The organism is Mucilaginibacter aquaedulcis, assembly GCF_030409325.1.
GTDB classification, from domain to species: domain Bacteria; phylum Bacteroidota; class Bacteroidia; order Sphingobacteriales; family Sphingobacteriaceae; genus Mucilaginibacter; species Mucilaginibacter aquaedulcis.
Genome location: NZ_JAUFPR010000002.1, coordinates 1,563,256 through 1,586,146, shown reverse-complemented (window position 1 = coordinate 1,586,146; position 22,891 = coordinate 1,563,256). Strand labels below are relative to the sequence as shown.

Annotated in this window: 17 protein-coding genes; 12 read left to right on the top strand and 5 right to left on the bottom strand. The window is 41.1% G+C overall.

Annotation, left to right across the window (positions count from 1 at the left end; all coding sequences use genetic code 11):
• The first annotated feature begins 56 nt into the window (after positions 1–56).
• Positions 57–530 (top strand): hypothetical protein, encoded by a 474-nt coding sequence (locus tag QWZ01_RS10930; RefSeq protein WP_290323357.1) that lies wholly within the window; start codon positions 57–59, stop codon positions 528–530.
• A gap of 326 nt (positions 531–856) precedes the next feature.
• On the opposite strand, the gene QWZ01_RS10925 is transcribed toward QWZ01_RS10930, so the two are convergent.
• Complete coding sequence (locus QWZ01_RS10925; RefSeq protein ID WP_290323356.1) at positions 857–1,777, bottom strand: DUF6624 domain-containing protein; 921 nt, start codon at positions 1,775–1,777, stop codon at positions 857–859.
• 661 nt (positions 1,778–2,438) lie between these two features.
• On the opposite strand from QWZ01_RS10925, the gene QWZ01_RS10920 reads away from it, so the two are divergent.
• The 6 genes from QWZ01_RS10920 to QWZ01_RS10900 all read left to right on the top strand — a co-directional run bounded on the left by QWZ01_RS10920 (position 2,439) and on the right by QWZ01_RS10900 (position 12,844).
• Positions 2,439–3,476, top strand: a complete 1,038-nt coding sequence (locus QWZ01_RS10920) for an alpha/beta hydrolase (RefSeq protein ID WP_290323355.1) — start codon at positions 2,439–2,441, stop codon at positions 3,474–3,476.
• A gap of 80 nt (positions 3,477–3,556) precedes the next feature.
• A complete protein-coding gene (locus tag QWZ01_RS26005) occupies positions 3,557–3,784 on the top strand; it encodes a helix-turn-helix domain-containing protein (protein WP_353959395.1) in 228 nt (75 codons plus the stop codon).
• 416 nt (positions 3,785–4,200) lie between these two features.
• A complete protein-coding gene (locus QWZ01_RS10915; protein WP_290323354.1) occupies positions 4,201–4,620 on the top strand; it encodes a winged helix-turn-helix transcriptional regulator in 420 nt (139 codons plus the stop codon).
• Between the two features lie 414 nt (positions 4,621–5,034).
• Entirely contained in the window at positions 5,035–5,847 is an 813-nt protein-coding gene (locus QWZ01_RS10910) for a class I SAM-dependent methyltransferase (RefSeq protein ID WP_290323353.1), read from the top strand.
• A gap of 338 nt (positions 5,848–6,185) precedes the next feature.
• On the top strand, positions 6,186–8,879 hold the full coding sequence (locus QWZ01_RS10905) for a sigma 54-interacting transcriptional regulator (protein ID WP_290323352.1): 2,694 nt from the start codon (positions 6,186–6,188) through the stop codon (positions 8,877–8,879).
• 236 nt (positions 8,880–9,115) lie between these two features.
• The gene (locus QWZ01_RS10900) at positions 9,116–12,844 is read left to right on the top strand and encodes a sigma-54-dependent Fis family transcriptional regulator (RefSeq protein WP_290323351.1); all 3,729 of its coding nucleotides are present in this window, start codon (positions 9,116–9,118) and stop codon (positions 12,842–12,844) included.
• 15 nt (positions 12,845–12,859) lie between these two features.
• Here the strand turns inward: QWZ01_RS10900 and QWZ01_RS10895 are convergent, their stop codons facing one another.
• The 3 genes from QWZ01_RS10895 to QWZ01_RS10885 all read right to left on the bottom strand — a co-directional run bounded on the left by QWZ01_RS10895 (position 12,860) and on the right by QWZ01_RS10885 (position 14,981).
• Positions 12,860–13,300: a DinB family protein gene (locus QWZ01_RS10895; RefSeq protein ID WP_290323350.1), complete on the bottom strand. Its 441-nt coding sequence runs from the start codon at positions 13,298–13,300 to the stop codon at positions 12,860–12,862.
• A 155-nt stretch (positions 13,301–13,455) separates the two neighbouring features.
• Positions 13,456–14,160 carry a DUF8737 domain-containing protein gene (locus tag QWZ01_RS10890; RefSeq protein WP_290323349.1) on the bottom strand — a complete coding sequence of 235 codons (705 nt, stop codon included), beginning with the start codon at positions 14,158–14,160 and terminating at the stop codon, positions 13,456–13,458.
• 200 nt (positions 14,161–14,360) lie between these two features.
• Positions 14,361–14,981 (bottom strand): DUF417 family protein, encoded by a 621-nt coding sequence (locus QWZ01_RS10885; RefSeq protein WP_290323348.1) that lies wholly within the window; start codon positions 14,979–14,981, stop codon positions 14,361–14,363.
• A 528-nt stretch (positions 14,982–15,509) separates the two neighbouring features.
• Here QWZ01_RS10885 and QWZ01_RS10880 point away from each other — a divergent pair.
• Positions 15,510–16,331 carry an alpha/beta fold hydrolase gene (locus QWZ01_RS10880; protein ID WP_290323347.1) on the top strand — a complete coding sequence of 274 codons (822 nt, stop codon included), beginning with the start codon at positions 15,510–15,512 and terminating at the stop codon, positions 16,329–16,331.
• Between the two features lie 206 nt (positions 16,332–16,537).
• Positions 16,538–17,407: an NmrA family NAD(P)-binding protein gene (locus QWZ01_RS10875; RefSeq protein WP_290323346.1), complete on the top strand. Its 870-nt coding sequence runs from the start codon at positions 16,538–16,540 to the stop codon at positions 17,405–17,407.
• 169 nt (positions 17,408–17,576) lie between these two features.
• Here QWZ01_RS10875 and QWZ01_RS10870 read toward each other — a convergent pair whose 3' ends face one another.
• Positions 17,577–18,062, bottom strand: a complete 486-nt coding sequence (locus tag QWZ01_RS10870) for a DUF302 domain-containing protein (protein WP_290323345.1) — start codon at positions 18,060–18,062, stop codon at positions 17,577–17,579.
• Between the two features lie 339 nt (positions 18,063–18,401).
• Between QWZ01_RS10870 and QWZ01_RS10865 the strand changes: the two genes are divergently transcribed.
• The 3 genes from QWZ01_RS10865 (at position 18,402) to QWZ01_RS10855 (ending at position 22,884) form a co-directional block, all read left to right on the top strand.
• The gene (locus QWZ01_RS10865; protein WP_290323344.1) at positions 18,402–19,265 is read left to right on the top strand and encodes a histidine kinase dimerization/phosphoacceptor domain -containing protein; all 864 of its coding nucleotides are present in this window, start codon (positions 18,402–18,404) and stop codon (positions 19,263–19,265) included.
• Positions 19,266–19,295: 30 nt separating this feature from the next.
• Positions 19,296–20,144: a sensor histidine kinase gene (locus QWZ01_RS10860; RefSeq protein ID WP_290323343.1), complete on the top strand. Its 849-nt coding sequence runs from the start codon at positions 19,296–19,298 to the stop codon at positions 20,142–20,144.
• Positions 20,145–20,565: 421 nt separating this feature from the next.
• Complete coding sequence (locus QWZ01_RS10855; RefSeq protein ID WP_290323342.1) at positions 20,566–22,884, top strand: histidine kinase dimerization/phosphoacceptor domain -containing protein; 2,319 nt, start codon at positions 20,566–20,568, stop codon at positions 22,882–22,884.
• Positions 22,885–22,891 lie beyond the last annotated feature (7 nt).

The window sequence follows — 22,891 nt, the reverse complement described above, 5'->3', positions numbered from 1 at the left end:
ATAAAGATGACAAAATCATATTTCTGATAGAAACCATTGATTTTCTAAAAAGCGAATTGCAGGATGCAAAAGAAAAAATTAACGATGAGGAGCAAAAAACGAATACCAATCCAATTGAATATGTGTTGATTAGGTATAAGGATTGGCCCCATCAAAAAAACCGCGCTGAGAATCAAATTTTCTATGCGGTCAGGGAACTCGAAAAGCTTGGTATAAAAGGTATCGACAAAAGGCCTTTTAACCAGGAGGAAGTCAATGACCTTATCCGCAAAATCAATGCGCTGCTTATTAAGATTGACGAGCTGACAGTCGGACAGGAAATAATATTTGATTTTATCACTGAACTTAAGAACGATCTGGGCGAACTGAGAACCGACTTTCCGCTTGGTAAAAAGCGCTGGTATCAGCGCTTCACCGGCATCCTCGGTTCCTATGTCGCCAATAAGGGAGCAGACGCTATCTTCGACGCGCTCAAACCCGAAATCGCGAGAATTGTCCAGGAGCAAGGCCATAAATTACTCAACATTTAGATGATCGAAAAAAATCATATCACCTAATAATGACGACTGGTCGTTTATTCTAAACCGGTCAACCCCTACTAGGTCAGCCAATAAGAATAAGATACCTTTTCATGTGAATTTTTCAGTTGCTTTAGTGGGTGCCCTGTGTTTGACGACCTTTCCGGCGCTGTCTGAAAACCTTATCGTTTTCTGAGCTTTAGTTATCAATACAAGCTCGAATTTAGTCCCGGTAAATGCGATGACATTGAGGACGTAGTCAAGTTCATCATTGTCGTCTATCGGAAAATTGATGACTTCAGCAGTCTACTCAGTATCGCTTTGATAACTTCATAGACTTAGAGATCCGCAATCGGGTTTAATCCGATCTGAACCCTTCTAAAGTTCAGACTGTCGGGGTTTTCAACCGGCAGCCGCAGGTTGTTCTTTCCTATCTGCGTTCCATAAATTTGAAATCCCTGATCTTTAAGCGCAATCCTATCTGACAACGCCGCAAAGGTATGTCCATCTATTACTTTATTTTTGAAAGCTGTTGCTATAAATGAATAATATTTTTTTTGATCTTCAAACTTGAGTTTTTCGAAAAGATAAATCTCGGCTTGGACGCCCGCTGCATCCACCTGGTCAACACCAAGCCAGCCCCAGGTACGAATCATTGATTTTAACTTGAAATCGTTAATGGTATCAAGTTGAGCAACGGAGTCTGCGAACACCAGGTATCTTCTGGACCTCTGCCCGTGATATTTTTCAATCGCCCGTAATTTTGAATCCATTTTGAGTCGGTTTGTATACAGGTCGATAAGCTCCGTCGCAATTGATGCCAGGTAAACATCCAGCCTTGATTTGATAAATAGCCACCTGCTGTCGCGTTTATGTATGAAAAAATCAGGTTCAGCGAGTATATCGACGTACAATGAATGTGCTTTTCGGTTAACAATGACTGTTAAATAAGTATACATGCTATCGGTTTCGCCAGCCAGCGCACAAATTTTGGCAGCTTTTAATAAATTGAAGCTTGTTTTACAGCTTGCTGATCTACGGAATGTTTGGAAATAATCATTCGCTGCATCTTTATAAAGCCTTAATGAAACCAAGGAGTCTATGGTTTGCTGATTGTGTATACAACCTGTTCTGTCTTGCGCTTTCAGGTTGAGTCCACAAGGAATGAAAATTAAGAAAAGCAAATGCAAACGTACGTTATGTGTAAGCAGGATGACTGCTGATAAGTGATATTCTTTGATTCTGTTTAGGTGTCTCATTATTAATTTCTATAACTGATTACTTGCTCAACCGACAACGATCGTGCCTTTTGTCAATCGATCCATTTATAAATCACTTTAGAGTTGGCTGTTGATTTTTGTTTACTGTGTCCCGTGCTTCTACAAGTGAGTTACATTATTGGTATATTGGACAGCGGGTCAACCGATAAACCATTACCATATTATGCGGCGACTATCGCGATAATCTTGTAAAGTCGTATAATCCTGGACCGGTCAAAAAACATAAGTCAGAAACTTGTCGGTTAACAAAGCCGGTATTTCCTCAGATGTCATTCAGCACAAGCAGTGAAACTTAATCAGAAGCCAAATTAAATGAAACAATTATTTATAGTTATCAAATTTCTATTATTTAAATATTAATTAATAGACGATAGTGATCAATAATAATTCACTTACGGGTCCGAGGGTAGTTATATCGGTGTATTCTTTCAATTCTCCCTGCAGGTCAAAGCCGCTTGCAATAGAAGGAATTCGTACGGGCAGACGTATTATGACGAAATATCGTAATGGAATAATAATTTATAATATATAACTACTTGACTAGTAGGATTTAATGAATGGGTGTGCTGTTTGTATCAATATTGTCGCCCGTATGGAAGATAGGAGAATAAAGATTGGTGTAACCCTAATAATTTAAAAAATGAAACAACAAATAAAGACTATTAAAGCAATTATAACTGGCTTACTAATAACAAGCGGTGTTTATGCACAGCGTATCGATGTGCCGCAGGATCCTCAGATCGAAAGTCACGTGAAGGTCTTTCTGAAAGCAGTAAACTCTTCGCCAGGCAAACCCATTGAACAGCTATCTCCGAAGGATGGGCGGGCCGTGTTGGTCAGTGTCCAAAAATCAGTCAATGTTGATTTGTCCGGAATCGTTATCTCTGAAAAGCTTATCAAGATTAAAGGGGAACAAATTAAATTAGATATCGTCCGGCCAATTGGTGCAAAGGGAATATTGCCTGCATTTATGTTTTTTCATGGCGGAGGATGGGTGCTTGGTGACTTTGAGACACACAAACGCCTGGTAAGAGACCTTGTCGTTAACTCTGGTGCCGTGGCCGTTTTTGTCAACTATTCCCCATCGCCGGAAGCTCATTTCCCTGTAGCTATTAACCAGGCTTATCTCGCGACGGAATGGGTTGCTGTTCATAGCAAAGAACTGAATATAGATGGACGCCGGCTGGCGGTAGCAGGCAACAGCGTTGGCGGGAATATGGCAGCAGTCGTTGCGTTAATGGCCAAAGACAGAAAAGGTCCGGCCATTCGTTTTCAACTGTTGTTATGGCCGGTAACTGATGCTGACTTTAACACCCCATCATATAATCAATATGCAGAAAAGCGGTTTTTGACTAAAAGCGTAATGGAATATTACTGGAACAGCTATATCCCTAACCCGGCTGACCGGAAAAATAAATATGCGTCGCCCTTGCAGGCCACACTTGCTGAACTTTCCGGGCTTCCCCCGGCTTTCATTCAGGTTGCGGAAAATGATGTGCTCCGTGACGAGGGAGAAGCTTATGGCCGGAAGCTAGATGAAGCAGGTGTACCTGTAACTGTTGTGAGATACAATGGCCTCATACATGATTACGGACTATTAAACCCGCTGGCTGCCGTACCGTCGATCAGGAGCGCTATGAATCAAGCCGGTGTTGAAATTAAAAATCATTTAAAATAAGTCAAATTGCGCGCGAATGCCCTATAACCGGTGTCGGTGTATTCGCGCGAAAGTTGAAAAACTGATCACACGGGGGCTAAATGATTCAAATGAAAAATCAGATGGAGTCAGGTTTGCAAAAAATAGCCTGCAATATCAGGGAATGCCGTAGAGAAAAAGGTAAAACGCAGTCGCAGGTTGCGGAAATGCTAAACGTATCCCAAAACTCCTATAGTAAACTGGAGCTTGGCAAGACTAAATTAACGGTAATCCGGCTACTCGCTATCGCAGAGTTTCTTAATATAAATGTTTCAGAATTGTTGATCTGATGTATCATGCTGGTATGGCTACGATATGTTATATTATATCACGTTTGATAACATATCCGGTGTTCAGCGGAACCAAAACGCCGGTCTGATTGTAAATTAGCGATGTCCTGATTGGCAATGTGTTATTATAATCGTATAACCTGATCTAAAGCCTTTATTTTCTACAAGGGGTTCTTGTCGAATTCGCTTCTTCGGTTATCATAAGCCCGAAAAATGTGATTTCAAAAGCTTGTTTTCCTTGGGTTTACCACAAGTTGTTCTCATTGTTAATTTTAATGTAAATAAATCATGTTTTGCGAAATGAATAGAAATATTTTCTGGGTTTTTCATGTATATTTGACTTGTTGTATTTGACAACTGGTTGCAATTAAAAGTAAAGCGTAAATATTGTAACCGGATTAACAGGATCATTAATTATGGAAAATCATAGATCGTTATGCCCCGTTAATTTGATGGTAGAGATCGTGGGTGACAAATGGAGTCTGCTTATTTTGCGGGATATTATTTTTGATAAAAAACGTTATTTCAACGAATTTCGTGCATCCGAGGAAAAAATTGCCTCCAATATTTTGGCCAGCAGGTTAGCTATGCTGGAACAGGAGGGATTGATTTCTAAACGTCCGGACCCGAGTGAGCATAAACAGAAAGTTATTTATAGTTTAACTGAAAAAAGCATCGACTTACTGCCGGTTCTTGTGGAATCCATGATCTGGAGTTTAAAATACGAACCAGTGGACCCTGTGAAGTATAAGCCGGCCCTGGATTTCATTGCTGCCGGACACGAGGCTCATGAACAGTTCCGGGAAGAATTGAAAAGAATTCATCTTGGCGGATAATGACGGGGATCGATAAGAGTATCCCGGCCTTTTAGAAACTCAAAGATCGAATTAGAACGTGTAAACGTCCCGTAGACAGTCACGATATATCGTAAACTCACCGTTCTAAATACACATTTGAACAAGCGACCCGGCTTTCTATCGTCACATTTTTATTTTTTTGCAATTTTAAGTGTAAAAAGGCAACACGCTCCCGCTGATTTTTGGAGCGATCCTTGCAAAGTAGTAATAGTGGATTTGCAGACATGTGCGAGCCCTCGCTGTATCTTATTAAAAGAAGTTTTTGTTAACATTTATTCATATAGAAATTAAGCCGTGTTTCCTGGAATGGATTATTCTTTTTTTTGCCGTAGCCGGCTAGAAATAGCAAACCCTGGATAATGCAGTTTTCGATTACAAAAAAATAAAACACATATGTCAAATCCATCTTTATCTTTTGGCGGTAAAATTCCTCAAAATTATGAGGACTTTTTAGGGCCTTTTATATTTGAACCGTTCGCTGCTGACCTGGCAAACAGGCTGGATTGGAAGGGTGTTCAGCAAGTTCTGGAACTTGCCTGCGGTTCGGGACGATTGACCAAACACCTCACGGAAAACTTACCTGACGGGACGTTATTTACCGCAACCGATCTCAACGCTGATGTGATCAGCGTAGCCAGGAGTAAAGTCAAATCTTCAAAGGTTACCTGGACAACGGCCGATATGATGAATATTCCTTTTGACGAAAATCAGTTTGATCTGGTTGTTTGTCAATTCGGTGTTATGCTGGTGCCCGATCAGCAAAAAGCACTCGCAGAAATATTCAGGGTATTAAGGCCCGGCGGAAAAGTTGTTTTCAGTACCTGGGCCGATCTTTTAGCCAATAAGTTATGGTTAATAAGTGATAAAGTTTTAAACGAGTACCTGGCAAAAAGTACCATCCGCTCGAACCCCGGACCATTCTCCATGAGTGATGCCGATGGGGTTATAGAATTGCTCCGGCAAACGGGCTTTAAGGAGATAATATCACAGGCCGTTGACAAATACGGAGAAATCGCTACTGCTTCAATGGCGGCCTATGGTTTTATACAGGGCTTGCCGGTTTCATCCTTTATTCAAAACGAAAATCCTTCATTAATGGATGATATAATTGAAGCGTTTGAGCATGCGTTAATCAAAGAAATAGGTGACCGGCCATTAAAGGTCTCTCAACGTGCTTTGGTATTTCAGGCGTGCAAACAATCATAAAAGGTGTAACCCGGTTATGTTTTTGATTGACCTGTTAGTTAAGCAACTATATTTAGTGAGAGACATTTTTCGCTGTAATCTTATTGTGAAAGTGTAAGCTGACAACGAAGTTCGCAAACGGCCTGTTAATGGTTTTTGGAAAATACGAATTTTCGTATAATTGATGTTTTTATACGATATTTCGTATTTTTTTTAATTGCAAATATTCGTAACTTTCTCATAGTAAGTTATTTGAATTTTGGAATGGTAAATGCGCTGGTAAATAACAGTGATGCATGGAGCCTTAGATGTCATGTGCCATTGTTACGTACAGGTGTTAATTATTATTCGTATCGAAAATGTCAGGTTACGGCAAGAGTGATCTTTTTGTGGAAGCGAAATTACAGGACAGAAAATCAGAGAATGAGGAGCTGCTTGACCTAAGCTGCGAAATCGCTTTGGTGCGTGACCGGGAAAAATTGTTGCTGGCCTTGCACGGAAAAATAAAAAAACTGATTCCGTTCAATGACATCATTATCACATTATATGATCACCACCTCAAGACTCACCATGCTTTCCTGTTTTATTCGGAGAGTAAACGGAGGAATCATCCGGATTTCGATAAGGCACGTGCGGCCCATTCGCCGATTGAAGATGGTGTAGTGAACAAAACACTTGAAAGTATTGACCCGGTCATCTTTCAAATTGACGAGCTGCTACGGAACCCAAACCCACCCGTTTATGTAAGGTTTTATAAAAAATCCGGTATACGGGAATTTGTCGGTGTGTCGATGAATAACAGTAGTGGCACATTTGGCGGCTTATATATCTTTTCAGAACACAAAAATACCTATTTTCCTGACCAGTTTGGCCTGATCAAAACGATTGCCAACCAGATCGCATCCACGGTCACTAATATTTTGATCCATGACGAAATAGTCAGGAAGGAAGGAGAGAAATCGATCCTGCTCAACGTCGGTAATGACCTGGCGACACTCAGTCATCGGGAAGCTCTGCCCGACGTTTTGCTTGCGCGTCTGAATTCAGTTTTTGATTTTGATCATGTGGTAATTTCGCTTTATGATGCAGATGCGCCGGGTTATTTTGGGTATGGTTATAAAAAGGAATCGATGCTCAGACTTAATCCCTCGCATCGAAAAATGCTTTCTAACACGCTTCATAACAACAGCTTTTTACAATACGAAATATCAAATGAGCGGTTTGCAAAAATTTACAATCTGGAGGAAATGGCGGTGTCAAGTGATGGCCCGGATTTTGCACTCGCTTGTCATGCGTTTGGAATGAAAGAACTGATCGTAGCGCCATTACTTTCAGATAATAAAATCCGGGGCTTTTTATTGCTCGTGTCTGAGGTACTCCATGACATGGGTAAATCTCAGTTTGAATTAATACGATCGGTTAGTTATCAGGTTTCAAACGCGGTAACCAATATGATAGCCCGTGACGAGTTGCGGGCAAGGGATCATGAAAAATCCATGTTGCTGGACTTAAGCAATGAACTGGCGGCGGCGCGCAGTAAACACGATCTGCATATTGTTGTGAATGAAAGTATGAGAAAATTGCTTCCATATCATAATTCCGTAACACTAAAAATAAGTTCAGATGAAAATTGGCTCAATGCATTCCTGCTTGATCCGCAGTCGAAAAGCCAGCACCAACCTGAGTATAATAAACTTACAACCGGTCGTTGCCGGATCAATAAATCCACACTCGATCTTTTTTTTTCCAATAAAAAGCCCCTGGTCTTTGATCTGTATAAACTGATCAGATCTGATAATTCACTACCTCTTTTTCAAATGAACTACAATGCCGGTATGCGTGAAGTTACGGTTTCGGGCCTGAGTAACGGCAAACGTAAAACTGGAATTTTGATGTTATTCTCCAATAAAACAGGTCATTTTCGCCAGCGCCACTTAACACTAATCGAAAGCCTGGCCTCTCAGCTGGCTTCGGCTATGGCCAATATCATAGCAAATGAACAGATCGCAGAACAGGTAGCAGAAATTTCAAATTATAAAAAACAACTGGAAGCTGAGAATACCTATCTGCAGGAGGAAATTCAATTTAATCACAACCATAGTGAGATCATCGGGACGAGCCCGGCATTAAGAAGGGTCTTTAATTTGGTATCTAACGTTGCCCGAACCAATAGCTCAGTTTTGATATTGGGAGAAACCGGGACAGGAAAAGAATTGATTGCAAGGGCGATTCATAATGAGTCGCCAAGAAAGGACCGTTTGATGATAAAGGTAAATTGTGCAACACTTCCGGCTAATCTTATTGAAAGTGAACTCTTCGGTCACGAAAGAGGTAGTTTCACCGGTGCCACTGAAAAACGAATCGGTAAATTCGAGCTTGCCAATAACGGTACGCTCTTTCTTGATGAGATCGGTGAAATGCCTATGGACTTACAGGTCAAAATATTAAGGGCATTGCAGGAACGGGAAATTGAGCGGATAGGGGGTAGGAGCACCATTAAAACTGACGTCCGCATAATCGCCGCAACCAATAGGGATTTGGAACAGGAAGTACTTCTGGGCAGATTTCGGAGCGATCTGTATTACAGGTTGAACGTCTTTCCCATTATGCTTCCCCCGCTGAGAGAAAGAAAAGAAGACTTGCAAATGTTAGCTACTCATTTTCTTTTTAAGCATGCTAAAAAAGCAGGTAAGCATGTCAGCGGATTATCTGAACGACTACTAGGCAACTTAGATAAGTACAACTGGCCCGGCAATGTCCGGGAACTTGAACATATGATTGAAAGATGCGTTTTGCTGGCAAATCAACCTGTTATTGATGAAATGAATCTTCCGGAGTCTTATAATCCTGTTGACCACGAACCTTTCATGGATGAAAGTTGCATAAAAACGATCGATGAATTAGAAAGGGAGCATATCATCAACGTGCTGAAATTTTGCCAATGGAAAGTTGGCGGAGTGGGAGGCGCAGCGGAAATTCTAAAAATTCCTTCGACCACACTTAATTCTAAGATGAAGAAGCTGGGTATAAAAAAGGGTATTTTCGGTGATTAACAGGAGAATTTTTTTCGAGGATATAGCTGAAATTTCGTTAGGTACCCCAACGTCGTCGATAACGTCTTGGATGTTGCATACAAATACGTATTTTGAAGGTTTTGAATTCATGCTTAGTACAGCAAATAAAATGTTATTTTTATAGTTGAAGTGATGGCGGTTCCGTAAAATTGCTTCGCTTCAACCGGTTTATCCGGGAATGATGACCTCATTGAATCATTTTAAAATATAAGGCAGTGGTCAAACAGAACAGTGACGGTAATGGCAATTACCCACAGCAGGCAATTGCAGGATTGAATATTGATTTCCTGGCGGTGAGGAGCCGCGCAGAATTAATAGATGTCATCAGTAAGAAATTTTCAAAATTAATTGAATTTGATGATGTAGTCATTTCATTAGCTGATTATTCTAACGGTACGCATCGTAATTTTATTCGCTATTCAGTATTTCATGTTGATCAGAATGAAATGTTCTTCAAGTTAACCGACGCAGATTATCCGTTGGACGATGGGTTTTATGATGTGACACTCAGCAGTGACAAACCTTTGGTTTGGGACCTGACTAAACTATCCGGAAGTAAAAATGTCCCCCTCTACCTGCAGAATATTGCCCGGGACGGGATGAAAAAAATCTTAGGTGTGGCCTTAGCAGAGAAAAAGGGCAATATGGGCTGCCTTTACTTTCTTTCACGTAATTTAAGTGCTTTTACCGGTGATGAGTCCACTATTGCGTTAACAATAAGTCATTTATTGCCGGCGGTCCTGAACAATATCATGTACAACGAGGCTGCTGAGCAAAAAAACATTGACAAAGAGCTTTTATTTGAATTACTTTCAGATATTTCCTCTGTACAGAATAGAGTGGATTTGAACAAACTGGCCGCCGGGAAATTAGGTGAAGGTTTCCAGTTTAACAGCTTCATTATCCCAGTAATCAATCAGGATTATCCAGGTTATGAAGTTTCCTTATCCTATTTCGGAAAGGGTTACGAAATCTCCAATGCTGAGGCAGATGAGATTAATAATACTTTGTTTTTAGACAAGGACGATATTATCGGCATGGTCATGCGGGCCGACTATCCACAGGTCTGGGATTTGGAAGAAATCATGCATTGGCAGCAGATTCCGTCGTATGCGCTGATCTGGTACGAAAATAACATGAAAAGGATCGCTGGTATTCCTGTCCGCATTAACGGAGCAAACGTAGGAGCCATACTTTTCGCGTCCGGGTTAACGGGATCCTTTCAGGAAGAGGAGCTTTTAAAAATTAACAGGTTAAAACACCAGCTCGGTACTGCAGTTGTAAATGTACTTACTAATGAAGAACGGAAAAACCGGGAGTACGAAAAAGAAGCACTCCTCGCATTAAGTAATGACATAGCCGCCATCCGAAACAAAGCGCAATTATTATCAATAATCAGAACAAAACTTAAACCGTTGTTGCATTTTAACGATTTGGTTATTACGGTACTCAACCCGGATAAACTCGAATACAGCGTCTTTGTTTATGAGTTGGAAGAGAAACGCCTAAAACATCAGGATTTTAAACGACAGGTAAATTCACTTCATCCCGTGGATGACGGAATTATCAATCAGGTAATGCAGTCAGACTATCCCGCTACATTCATCGTTGAAGATTTATTAAAAAACGGTCACGCGCCAGCATACGTCAATTTTTACCGCGATACGGGGGTGAAAGAGATAGTAGGGATAGCCATGAGAAATGGGCGCGAGGATGTGGGTGCGCTTTTTTGGGCATCTGAAAGGGTCAATTCGTTTTCGAAAGGACAGATGAGCCTGATCAGAAGTATATCCAGCCAATTGAGTTTAGTAATTGCTAACATTATCGCCAATGAACTGATTGCCGAACGGGAGAGTGATGTTTCCTTCCTGCTCAGTTTTAGCAATGGGATCTCCACCGTAAGGGATCGTAAAACGCTCAAAAACATACTGCAAGAAAGGATAAAAGATATTCTTGCATATGAACACCTGGTCATTGTTCTTTATGATCAGGAAAACGACGTTTATTACAATTTGATCAAATCTGATTCCCATAGGCGGGCAGAGCCAGTTTTCGGCAATGAGCGTGTAGTAGCAAATGGCTTGGGCAAGGCGTTGATCGGGGCCCTTCAACAGGTGGATGGGCCGGTGATCTATGAACTGAAGGAAATGCTTCGTCATGATCTGTTGAACACGGATATGCTGGAAGATGAGCAAAAACTGGTAGGTGTTGGAATAAGAAATGGCGAACAAATTCTCGGAGGACTGTTTTTGCAGCTGTCAGGGGAACATCAGTTTTCAAAAAAGCATTATGGATTGCTTCAGGGAATTGCGGATCAGCTTTCATTTACCGTAGTCAACATTCTTAGTAGTGAACGTGCTCTCAAAAAGGAATATGAACAAACCTTACTGCTTGAGTTAAGTAAAGATATTGCGAAGGTTCGCGATAGGAAGGATCTGCTGAGGATCGTTCAGGACAGGCTGTCCGATATTCTAAAATTTAGCTATGCGTTCATTATTAAATTAAACGACGAGCGGGACAGCGGTCAGGTGTTCCTTGAATTTACCCCGTCACAGACCTTCAACGGCAGCAATGCAACCGGGAGGGTGAACGATGAAAATATTAATATTAACGGGATTTTTTTTAACCATGTACTGACGGTCGGGCAAGCTACAGTTTTTACTCCCCACGAATTGATAACGTCGTTCGGAAATAAAGATTTTTGGAACGATGAGTTATTGAGCAATGCTAAACAAGGGGTGGCGATCCCATTTTACGACAACAAACAGGCCACCGGTTTTTTCATAGCTTTTACCGGACAAGAAGCAAGATTAACAAAGGGCCTGCTTGATCTCCTTCAAGACTTTTGTGCACAATTGTCGATAGCCTTAGTTAACATCGTTGCCAACGACAGGATAGAGCAGCAAATCTCAGAAATATCTGGCTTCAAACAACAGCTTGAGGTTGAAAACCTTTATTTGCAGGAAGAGATTTATACAACGCATAACTACATCGAACTCATCGGGATGAGCAGTAGTATGCATGAAGTGTTCCGGCTTATTTCTCAGGTGTCTGAAACCCAAAGTTCCGTATTACTGCTCGGCGAAACCGGGACAGGAAAGGAACTAATTGCCAGGGCTATTCATAACAATTCTCAGCGTAAAAATAAGGTTATGGTGAAAGTGAATTGTGCGACCCTTCCATCGAATCTGATCGAAAGCGAGCTTTTTGGTCACGAGCGGGGTAGTTTCACGGGTGCTACAGACAGACGGATCGGCAAATTTGAGCTGGCCAATAACAGCACTATTTTTCTAGACGAAATAGGGGAGATGCCATTGGATTTGCAAGCCAAACTGCTTCGCGCATTGCAGGAAAAAGAGATTGAACGAGTAGGCGGCCGGTCAGTAATTAAAACGGATGTCCGCGTGATAGCCGCCACGAACCGGGACTTGACAAAAGAGGTTCAGTTGGGTAATTTCCGAAGTGATCTTTTCTTCAGACTCAATATATTTCCCATTACGATCCCGCCCTTAAGGGAGCGAATAGATGATATTCCTTTGCTTGCGGTGCATTTTCTCGAAAAACACAACAAAAAATCCAATAAAAAGGTAATTGGTTTTTCGACCAGTGCTATGAAGGAGCTAATGTCATATAGCTGGCCCGGTAATGTGCGGGAACTGGAACATCTCATTGAACGAACTATTTTAATGGCATCACAGCCGGTGATCAATCATCTTCATCTCCCGGTTGCCAGGGCGGAGGTTTCAGGTGGCAACAATTTTCCTGGTGCTTTCAAAACAATCGATGAAGTTGAACGGGATCACATTATGGCGGTACTCAAGTCTTGCCGTGGCAAAGTAGGCGGCTTAGGTGGTGCCGCCGAAATTCTTAAACTGCCCGTTACTACTGTCCATTCAAAGATGAAAAGGTTGGGGATCGGTAAAAAATTCCATACTAACGGATGATGCCATATAACTTTATTAAATTGCTTTGAGCAATTCGGTAACCCGCTGATAATGCTGATCTTCGTGAAAAAGTAAAAACTGCATTACCCTATCCTGAATGGCCAGATGCATAGGTGAATTGATATCTACGTCTCCATTTGTTTTTAAAAGCCTTTCAAAGAAATTGTATGATTGCAAATAAAGATCTCTGATAATACCTATTTCTTCACGGTTAATATAACTGTCAGGCCTTCTGCCCATATTGAAATTTACGAGAGAAATGGTATGTACGGGTGCGGGTAATCCGGATCTTTCATACAGTAGATTTTCGCTAAATACAAGCAAATGCCCTATATTCCAGATAATATTATTATTAAAGCCCTGAGGAATGTAGTTGTACTGTTCAGTGGTGAGCGCTTTTGTCAGGTCAAGGAGCCTGTTACGTTTTTCTGCTAGCAATATATTAAATTGATCCATTTCTTTTGATTGAGACGCTTTTGAAAATTACCGGTCAAATACCCCCCGGAGAACATAACAAAGTTATAAAACTAATTTTTAATTGAAACTGGTTTTGATTTTTTTTAATTTTTATGACGTTTCGGTTACGAGGCTTAGGGAAAGCTTATGAATCATTAGAGGAGCAATTTTCGCAACATGGCCAAATGTCCAAACAATACCAGCGGTACAATGAAGACAGGCAGCCAGATAAATGGAAAATAGAGTATGGCGATATTAGGTTGTTCAAAGGCCAATGCCTGAAACGGAAAGGGCGCTGAAAGCAATGCTCTCAAAACGATATTCAACAATAATCCCACACAGATAAAATTCCATAACAGCAATGCTAACCGATGTATTCGCTTGTTTCCAAATCCAAGGCTGATCATTATGGGAGCGCTGATCCCTGAAAGTATATCAAGGTTTCCTCCTTCGAATGTCATTAAACCAGGAACTGATTTGTGAAGGAAAAGGAAAAACAGCGTGATTTCCACCGGAAGTCTGACGATGTTCAGTATCATGAGTCCTCTTAGAGGCAAACTATCGATAAAGGAACGCCCGCTTCTTGTCAAAAATAAAACTACTATCAGTAAGAAGGGTGGAAGTATTCCAAATATCAGCAAAAGGGGGGGGATATGATCGAGATGGTTACTGTAAACGTATTTATATGCCAAAATTCCTTGCAGGATCAGCCAAAGGCTCTGGAGCAGTAAAACAAAATTGGCTTTGCGTTTTCTGTCCGGAATTCTGGATTGCCTGATATAGCTTTGGCAAAGCAGACCTGTTGTAAGGACAGTCAGTACAAAAATGGCAGTAACATAATCTGGAATAGCAGGTATCATAAAAAGGTTGATATAATTTCAGTTTCTATTGTTTTGATCTTTCGATTTGGTTAGTCTTTAACAGATTCTTCTTTTCTATAAAAAGTGGCGGATAATCGGTGGTGCGGTCACGACAGCGAGCGCACAGCTGACAATAGCTATGTGTTCTGAGAGACGAGCATAAAACAGGATTGTTCATGGCTTGTTGTTTTTTCGTGTATTTACACCGGCCGGTTACTGGTTCGCCCGGGATGAATCGGATGGGGATATCTATTTTTTGATTTTTTACGGGTAAGGTATAGTCTTGCCGAATCACTCATGGTGATGATCGCCCCGCCAAGAATTACAACGTCTTTGATGACCAGCCTCCCTGCTCCTGAGAGAAATGGGAACCCGAAGTCTTTGCCACCCAAATTCGGTACCCATGCCTCCGGCGTGGTTATTAAAAATGAAAGCGTACCAAGCGTCATGAAAAAGATAAATATGCTCGCTATCATACTAGGCAAGGGAAAAATCCTGTACAACGCCACCAACAGACCTAAAGTTATAATCAAGGTGCCTAAAGCCCTTGCGAAACCATAAGTATTATTGCTCTTATTCCACTCCTGATTCTTCGTTACCTGTTCTCCTTCTTTATTTTTATGGGTTTTGTAGGATTCGGGATGCCTGTAGAAAAATGACATAAATGGGCTGTTAGCAACAAAAGGAACAATCCCGTCGGCTTCGTAACTGTAAAATTTCAATCCGCCTATCCATAAAAAAACCACAACTATGCCAAAGCGAACCACTATTTTTCCAATTTCCCCGAAACTGGCGATGGCATTAATGATTGATGCTTCCATATTCTATTTATAGTGTATTGTTGATGCCTTGTTTATAATTCAGCCGATCAGTTGGTTCAGTATTGGAGCGTCACCTATTCCAAGAAAAAACAGATTTAACTCCTGTCACAGCTTTCCGTATTTAAGGATGCTATTTATGTGCCAATTTATAAAGCGCTCATTGTTAGTAAATTATTTAATATGTGGCCGGCGTTTGTTACTTTATGTCGTAGAACGACAATTGGAAAACCTGATTTGACGCATCATATTCCTCAATGATCACTGCCTTTCCCTTAGGTTAGCTTCTTTCGGGATTTTGAGCTTTCAACTGTGCATAATAGTACTGGTCTCCGTTTACCTGCAATGTAGTATTTATAGGCGCTGATTTACGATATACCGGAGGTTATAGTTTTTTGATATTTAATTAATTTGCTGATTTATAGCTATTTATTGAATGGCATTTCTTTGGAAGACGAATTGTCGACGCTTTGATCAGGAGCGTCAGGACAGATGGATGAATTTTATGAATTGCCTACTAAAATTAACAAGATGAAAAAAGCATTATTTACGCTGCTATGCGCAGCAACATTGATTATTTGGTTTGGAAGTTGCGGGAAAGACCACACTATCATACATACACCCGGAAAAACCTATGTGATTGTACCAGGCTCCTGGTCAGGTCCTTACGCCTGGCAAGCAGTTAAGGCCAGGCTGGAATCCGAAGGGCAGGTGGTGAAGGTTGTTCAGTTACCGGGACACGGATCAGATCAAACCACGCCATATGCCACAATCACGCTCGATCAATACCGCGATAAAGTGATTGGCGTTATCGACAGTTTGAATACCAAAGTAATTTTAATAGGTCACAGCATGGCCGGCATGGTTATCTCAGCGGTTGCAGAAAAAATTCCGTCCAAGATTGAAAAGATGATCTATGTAGGAGCTTTTCTACCCAAAAGCGGACAGTCACTGCTGGAACTGGCACTCACCGATAATACATCGCTTCTAGGTATGTCACTCAGGCCCACCAGCGCAACCCTGGATTCGCTGGATGTTGTTCGGGACAATATTCCGGATATTTTTGTTCAGGATGGCTCAGCTGACATCAAGGCTTTCTTAATTAAAAATTACAAATTGGAGCCAGGCCAACCCTTTAAGGCTCCGGTCGTGTTGACTGATGCCAACTGGGGATCAGTGGATAAATATTTCATACATACGCTTCAGGATCACGCAGTAACCTACATTTTGCAAAAAAGGGAAGTTGCAGCGGCGGGTTTAACTAAAACCTATACCATTAATTCCAGTCACTCTCCGTTTTTGTCCAGGCCCGACTCTTTAACAATTTTATTCCGGCAAATCGCCGGTAACTAAAATCCAACTTTCTGGTTTCGCTCAAATATGTAAGGCTGTATGATGTACAGCCTTTTCTTTTACATTCAAATTACCATAGGTAGATGAGAAAAATAATATGTTTGCAATTAGTTTCAAAATGAAAGTAGTTTCTTTATTAAACTTGTTTAATAGGGGTTGGGGCGCTGCATATTTTGAAGCGGTTAAAATAGCTTAAAAAGAAAAAAATGGAAAAACCGAAAATTTTAATTACAGGTGCAACAGGAGCCACTGGTGCACCCTCTGTAGAGATGTTATTGCAAATGGGTTTCCCTGTTCGCGCGTTGGTACATAAAGAAGATGAACGCTCTAACCGATTAAAAGCGTTAGGTGCAGAAATCGTAGTAGGCGATATGCAGAATATGGACGATGTCAGGTTAGCCTGGCAGGGAGCGACAAGGGGATATTTTTGTTATCCGCTTAGTCCGGATCTGGTCGACGTTACCGTTATTTTCGCTCAGGCCGCGAAAGAAGCAGGAGCAGAATTTATTGTAAATATGTCTCAGAAACAGGTTGCACCCGGTGTGAAAAGCCCGGCCACCATACGTCATTTCCTGTCAGAAGAAGTATTTAACTGGACTGGAATTCCTACGACCCATTTAAGACCTACATTCTTTTCTGAATGGTTTTTATATCTGACCAGTCAAATTAAGGCCGATAAGTTGCAAATGGCTTTTCCTAAGGAAACACAACATGCTCCTGTTGCTGGTGAAGACCTGGCACGTACAATTGTAAGTATCCTGGCTGACCCGGAGCAGCACATCGGTAAGGTTCACCAGCTGTTTGGCCCGGAAATGTTGAGCTATACCGAGATCGGTGAAATTATAGGAAAAACACTCGGAAAGGATATAGCTTACGAACAAGTTTCCATTCAGGAAATGGCTGATTCGATAGGTTGGGGAGGTTATGCTCATTTCAAAAACCATATCGCCAATGTGGAACGTGATAATGTTTTCGGATTACCTAATTTTAATAATACAATCGAGGATATCACAGGTATTCGCCCGATGACGCTGGCCGCTTTTATTGACAAGAACCGGGCCGCGTTTACCAACTGAATTTGATCTGTCATTTGGGACCGGAAAAGGGTCACTGACCAGTAACAAAGAAGTAATTCTTTTTCGGAGAAAAATCGTAATTATAATCATTATCGAAAATGTGAGGCCGTAAGTTACACTTTGTACGGCCTCACTTCGTTAAACAGGATGAAGGATCAAATAGGCATACCTAAGCACTTATGCTGTTTGATGACTGTATCAGATTTTTTAGTCTTATATCAAGTGCAAGACCAAGCTCTGCCACTTCTAAACCAAGTTCTCCGGGATAAAGTATGGGGAGATTGTAAGCAGCATAAACTTCGCCATTCTCAGCCTCGTATACAATTAACTGTATAGGCGTAAAAAGCGCGGCACTGGGCACCAGTTTGGTCATAAGTGCAGCTGCCGAGGAATTTCCGATGATATAATGTTTCATCTTCATCCGAAAACCGTAGGCCTTGAAAAGTTGTCCGCGGTCGAATGAAGAAAATATGATGATATTTTCTTTCCCGGCCATTTTATTAATCTTCTCTTCCGCATCATGTGGGCTGGCCTCAATCTCGGCCAAAACTGCGTCATTGAAAAAACCGGCCTCCTTCTCCAGGTTATCAATAAATTCTTCGAATGGAATGTCAAGTTTGATCGATATATGTCTAACGGTGAGCGTCGTGTCCATTTTTAAGTTTGATTATGGTGGAGAATAGTTTCTGCCTGATCATTCAAAGTTGGTGCCGTTTTGCAATTGATTGAAAAAGAGGTGGATAGTTAAAAATGGCAATTGGAAACTTCCTTTATATCGTAAATCATCTGCAACAATCAGTGGCGAGTTCAGGATAGTTTATGGAGGTGTAAGCAGTATCCGGACAATTTTTGGTTCGTTTTTTTACGTTATATCGGAATAAACTTGTTTTTGATTTTATATAAATGACTGTTTTTTAGTTAGTTGTATATGGGTATGTGTTTGGTGGCTAGGCGTAACGTGCCTGGTCACACAGACAATTTTAATCATTTGACAATGCGAACTGAGAACAACGTGCCCTGTTTAATCAAAAACGAAACTATTATCCCTATTTACTGTGCGCACGTACAAATCATTTTAATCGTAACCTGCCTGTTGATTGCGGCTGGCTTACTTTATCAAATGTGGATTAATGAACGTAACAGCAGGCTTCTGGTGCTTAGAAGACGGGAACAAGTACGATCGAAGAACAGGAAAATCGAGGATCTGCTAAGCGAAAAGTATGACCTTTTAATAAAAAAGGAATTGTTACTTGGCAAAGTTCACCACCGCGTTAAAAATAACATGCAGCTTGTCCTTAGCCTGATGAGCACACAATTGGGTTATATTCATGACCCAATTATTAAATCCGCTTTGAGAGATAGCCAAATAAGGTTGCAGGTCATGCTCTTAGCCTACAAAAGATTTTATGGTAAAGAAGATATCCAGATGGTTGATATGTTCCTTTTTATGGAAGAGCTCGCTATTGTGATTTCTGAAAACTATCAGGATGGGGGATATAACGTTTCCATTTTAGTTGACAAAACGGCTTTGAGGCTTGATATTACCCAGGCAGACATTGTGGGATTGATCATTAATGAGTTGATCCGATACGCGATCAGTTGTCACTTTTCCATATTTCGGGATATAAGTTTTCGCGTCGGGTTGCTAAAGATCGACGATGTCAACTTAAGGCTTGTATTAACATACCCTAACGAATTAATCAGATTACCACCGGAGGGGGGAGGTGAAGAAGTGCAAACCCGGATCGGTTTGCTGTATGCCCTTTGTGAAAAACTCAAGGTAGAACCATTGATCGAGCAAAGTGAAGAAATGGAAATATCCCTAATTATCAAGTATTTGAGTTATCAGTGTGTTTAAGTATCTATAGACTTCAATTCAAACCTAAAAATGCCGTCATTGCAAATATTCTTTAACGTTTTCTTTCAGAGGGACTTGCAACAGCTCAAAGGGCTGACGGCATGGGCGGCCATTTCGTTGTGTGGTGTAATTATGCTGGTATGCTTTGCCGTTAAACGCAGATTTAACAATGCACGAAGGCTACGGGTGGGTACGACGTTAATTGAACGAAAGAGCAAAGAAGCAATAAGAATTGAGTCAGACAATAAAACAATCCTCCGTTGCAACGCGCGACTGGAGGACGAGCTGCAATATCGTATCCAAAAGAACCTGGAAATGATTTTAATGTTGTTGAATCATGAGTCTGCATCGCTGGAGCATGCAATGGCGAGAGATGCCTTTCTTCAAAGTCAAACAAGAATAAAGGCCATATATCTTGTTCATCGTCAGATTTTTTTTTCTCAGGGCGAGGAATATGTTGAGATGTCTGCATATGTAAGACAAATGGTTACCAGCCTTAAAAAATATTTCATGACACCCGAAACCGTTGACTTTAAATTGGATCTGCAAATCATCAGCTTAAGATTATGCATAGCTGAACCCTTAGGATTGTTCATGAATGAGGTTATCACGAATTGCCTCCGGCATGCCTTTATTAAACGTGCAACAGGAGATATTCACATTTCGATGAAACAGGCATCCGATAGACATATCACGTTAGAGATCAAAGACAACGGAGTGCAATATAAGGGGACTGACTTTTGGCACAAAAATGATCAAACACTTGGTATCGGATTGATTCATGGACTGGCAGGACAGCTCGATGCAAAGCTTGTATTTGCCCGGGATCATGGCCTGAGCGTCTGTCTGGATTTTATGTTGGGGCCTGCCAGTAATTAGTTTTTCCAAATAATGCCCGCGGTTGTCATTCTTTCAGCTAACCGGAATGAATTGTTTTGGACTTTGTGATTGTCGGAAACGAGAAATTACGATTAATGAATCAGGGCTAATCAAGGTGAGCAATCTTGATAAAAGTGTACGTTAATCCGGATTTTTGCGGACGACGCTATGGTATATCATACCAGCTATGTCAATTGCCGATATATCGTAAATTATTTAAAAAAATATTTGTTTAAATAATTGATAATCAGAATATTGATTAATGGTATAAGATTCGCTTTTATTGCACCAGAGCTTATCGCCTGCTTTTAAAACTCATATAAATAAGTTTAAAGCAAGTCAGGTGTGGCGAATAGTCTCAATACCCTGGCCGGCGGATAATTTGAATCATAAGCCCAGATTTTGAAAATCAAACATTGTTATGAAAAAATATCATTTTTTCCTTCTGTTGGTGTATCTGGTCTTCCTTAAAATACCGATGGCTTCTGCACAATCGTTTGCAAATAAATCACTTCCTTTTTTAAAGGAAAAATTAAAAGAAAGCAAGCCTGATAGCAACCGTGTAAAATTGTTGTTAGCACTAAGCCGCGCTTTGCTGTTCAAATCCGGTGCCGTCAAGTCTGATATTGACGGTTCCCGGATGTTGTTGGAGGAGGCGCAGCAACTAAGCTGGAAACTTCGTGACTCTGCCGGTCAGGGTAACGCGTTGCTCATGGAGGCTTTACTTCAAAATCATGAAGGCAAAAAGAATGAAGGCTTACGGTCGGCAGAAAAGGCATTGGCGATTTTTCGCAAAACAAAAAATTTAACGGATCAGGCCGAGGCATTTATCATTATTGGTCAGCATTACAAGGAAGAGGGCGATGAATTAGATATCAAGCTTGACTATTATGAGAAGGCCGTTGCCCTATTTCTACAAATGGGGAATAAATCCAGAGCGGCGACTACCTTAACAGATATCGGCGATTTTAAAACCTATACACGCCCTCCGGGTATGGCACTTAAGGACCTGCAACGCGCACTTGTTCTTTATCAATCTGTTCATTATAAGGAACTACAGGCCGTTTATGACCTCCTTGGAGAGAATTTCTCTAATATGGGCGATTATATCAACGGTATAAAGTATGGATTGCTCGCCGTGCAAACGGCTATTGCGGTTAGGGATACCAGTTTACTACTTTGCACCATATTTAACAGGCTTGGTTTTAGTTATTTCCGCGCGAACGATCTTGAAAATGCTGTTTCTTACTATAAAAAGTCCCTGCACATCGCCAGAAAGTATCATCATCAGCCTTCCATACAGCTGCTTGCCCTGAACTTGTCAAGTGCATTGGTGAAAATGAACCGGCCGGCATCTGCCCTTCAGGTTATCAACCGATTAGACGGGGAAACAAAACCGGGGGAGGACCTGAGAACTGATGTGGAGATTGGTTATGCGTACATCAGAATTTACCTTAAAATGAAGCGTTTCAACGCAGCAGAAAAATACCTGAAGATGATTAGCACGATCGATTTGAAGCTTGATGCAAAATCAGAAGCGCACAGTAAAGTCTACATGGGGAGCATTTTTTATTATCAGCAGACCAACCAGTATGAGAAATCGTACGCTTTTTTGTTGTTACATCAGGCTTTTTGTAAAGTAAACAATCTGAATTATCTGACATATGATGATGAGTTGTGGTGGTTCAAAGCAGACTCTGCCCTCGGTAAATATCAATCCGCCATCAATCACTATCAGCGGTATAAAGCGGTAAATGATTCGGTATTTAATGAAAAGAAAATCAGACAAGTCGCTTCACTGCAGATCCAATATGAGTCAGATGAAAAAGACAAGAATATACAGTTGAAATCAAAGGATATTCAGTTATGGAGAAAAAAGGCTCAGTTACAGCAATTGCAGGTCCGGCAGGAACGGGTCATCAAAAATGTCGTATTGATAAGCGCTATTTTGTTAGTATTGCTCGTGATCGTGCTGTATAACAGGTATCGGTTAAAACAAAACAGTAATCTCTTATTACAGGCTCATCAGGCCGAGATTGACGAGCAAAACAGTGCCTTGATCACATTAAATGAACGGCAAAAGGTATTGCTTAAAGAAAAAGAGTGGCTGCTGAGGGAGATACATCACCGGGTCAAAAATAACCTGCAGATTACCATGAGCCTGCTCAACATCCAATCATCTTACATGGTTAATGAAGACGCCCTTGAGGCAATTCAAAACAGCCAGCGAAGAATGCAGGCCATGTCATTGATTCATCAAAAGCTATATCAATCCGATAATCTGGCACTGATCGATATGTCAATATATATTCCGGAACTCGTTAATTATCTGAAAGACAGCTTTGATGAAAATCACCTGGTTACGTTTCACATACAGACCCTGAAACTGGAATTGGACATCGCACAAGCAGTGCCGCTGGGGCTTATTTTAAACGAAGCCATTACCAACGCTATAAAATATGCATTTCCAGGTCGTGGGGCCGGCAAAATAACGATTTTCCTGGACGAAGAGCGAAAGGGTTTGTATACGATGAAAGTTGCCGATGACGGTGTGGGCTTGCCAGCGCATTTTGATACCAAAATTCATGATTCCCTGGGTATGAATCTTATGCGTGGACTGGCAGAGCAACTTCAGGGGCATTTTGAAATAAGTAATAATTCCGGAACTACCATTACGGTAGTTTTTGCGTGTGTCAACCTGATGGAAACAGAACTGAATTTTTTAGAACAAGAAGCATAACAGCTGT

What these genes read in the sequence shown, in the direction of transcription:
- QWZ01_RS10925 (WP_290323356.1), bottom strand. Translation starts at nt 1,777, where the DNA reads ATGAGACACCTAAACAGAATCAAAGAATATCACTTATCAGCAGTCATC.
- QWZ01_RS10920 (WP_290323355.1), top strand. Translation starts at nt 2,439, where the DNA reads ATGAAACAACAAATAAAGACTATTAAAGCAATTATAACTGGCTTACTA.
- QWZ01_RS26005 (WP_353959395.1), top strand. Translation starts at nt 3,557, where the DNA reads ATGATTCAAATGAAAAATCAGATGGAGTCAGGTTTGCAAAAAATAGCC.
- QWZ01_RS10915 (WP_290323354.1), top strand. Translation starts at nt 4,201, where the DNA reads ATGGAAAATCATAGATCGTTATGCCCCGTTAATTTGATGGTAGAGATC.
- QWZ01_RS10910 (WP_290323353.1), top strand. Translation starts at nt 5,035, where the DNA reads ATGTCAAATCCATCTTTATCTTTTGGCGGTAAAATTCCTCAAAATTAT.
- QWZ01_RS10905 (WP_290323352.1), top strand. Translation starts at nt 6,186, where the DNA reads ATGTCAGGTTACGGCAAGAGTGATCTTTTTGTGGAAGCGAAATTACAG.
- QWZ01_RS10895 (WP_290323350.1), bottom strand. Translation starts at nt 13,300, where the DNA reads ATGGATCAATTTAATATATTGCTAGCAGAAAAACGTAACAGGCTCCTT.
- QWZ01_RS10890 (WP_290323349.1), bottom strand. Translation starts at nt 14,160, where the DNA reads ATGATACCTGCTATTCCAGATTATGTTACTGCCATTTTTGTACTGACT.
- QWZ01_RS10885 (WP_290323348.1), bottom strand. Translation starts at nt 14,981, where the DNA reads ATGGAAGCATCAATCATTAATGCCATCGCCAGTTTCGGGGAAATTGGA.
- QWZ01_RS10880 (WP_290323347.1), top strand. Translation starts at nt 15,510, where the DNA reads ATGAAAAAAGCATTATTTACGCTGCTATGCGCAGCAACATTGATTATT.
- QWZ01_RS10875 (WP_290323346.1), top strand. Translation starts at nt 16,538, where the DNA reads ATGGAAAAACCGAAAATTTTAATTACAGGTGCAACAGGAGCCACTGGT.
- QWZ01_RS10870 (WP_290323345.1), bottom strand. Translation starts at nt 18,062, where the DNA reads ATGGACACGACGCTCACCGTTAGACATATATCGATCAAACTTGACATT.
- QWZ01_RS10865 (WP_290323344.1), top strand. Translation starts at nt 18,402, where the DNA reads ATGCGAACTGAGAACAACGTGCCCTGTTTAATCAAAAACGAAACTATT.
- QWZ01_RS10860 (WP_290323343.1), top strand. Translation starts at nt 19,296, where the DNA reads ATGCCGTCATTGCAAATATTCTTTAACGTTTTCTTTCAGAGGGACTTG.
- QWZ01_RS10855 (WP_290323342.1), top strand. Translation starts at nt 20,566, where the DNA reads ATGAAAAAATATCATTTTTTCCTTCTGTTGGTGTATCTGGTCTTCCTT.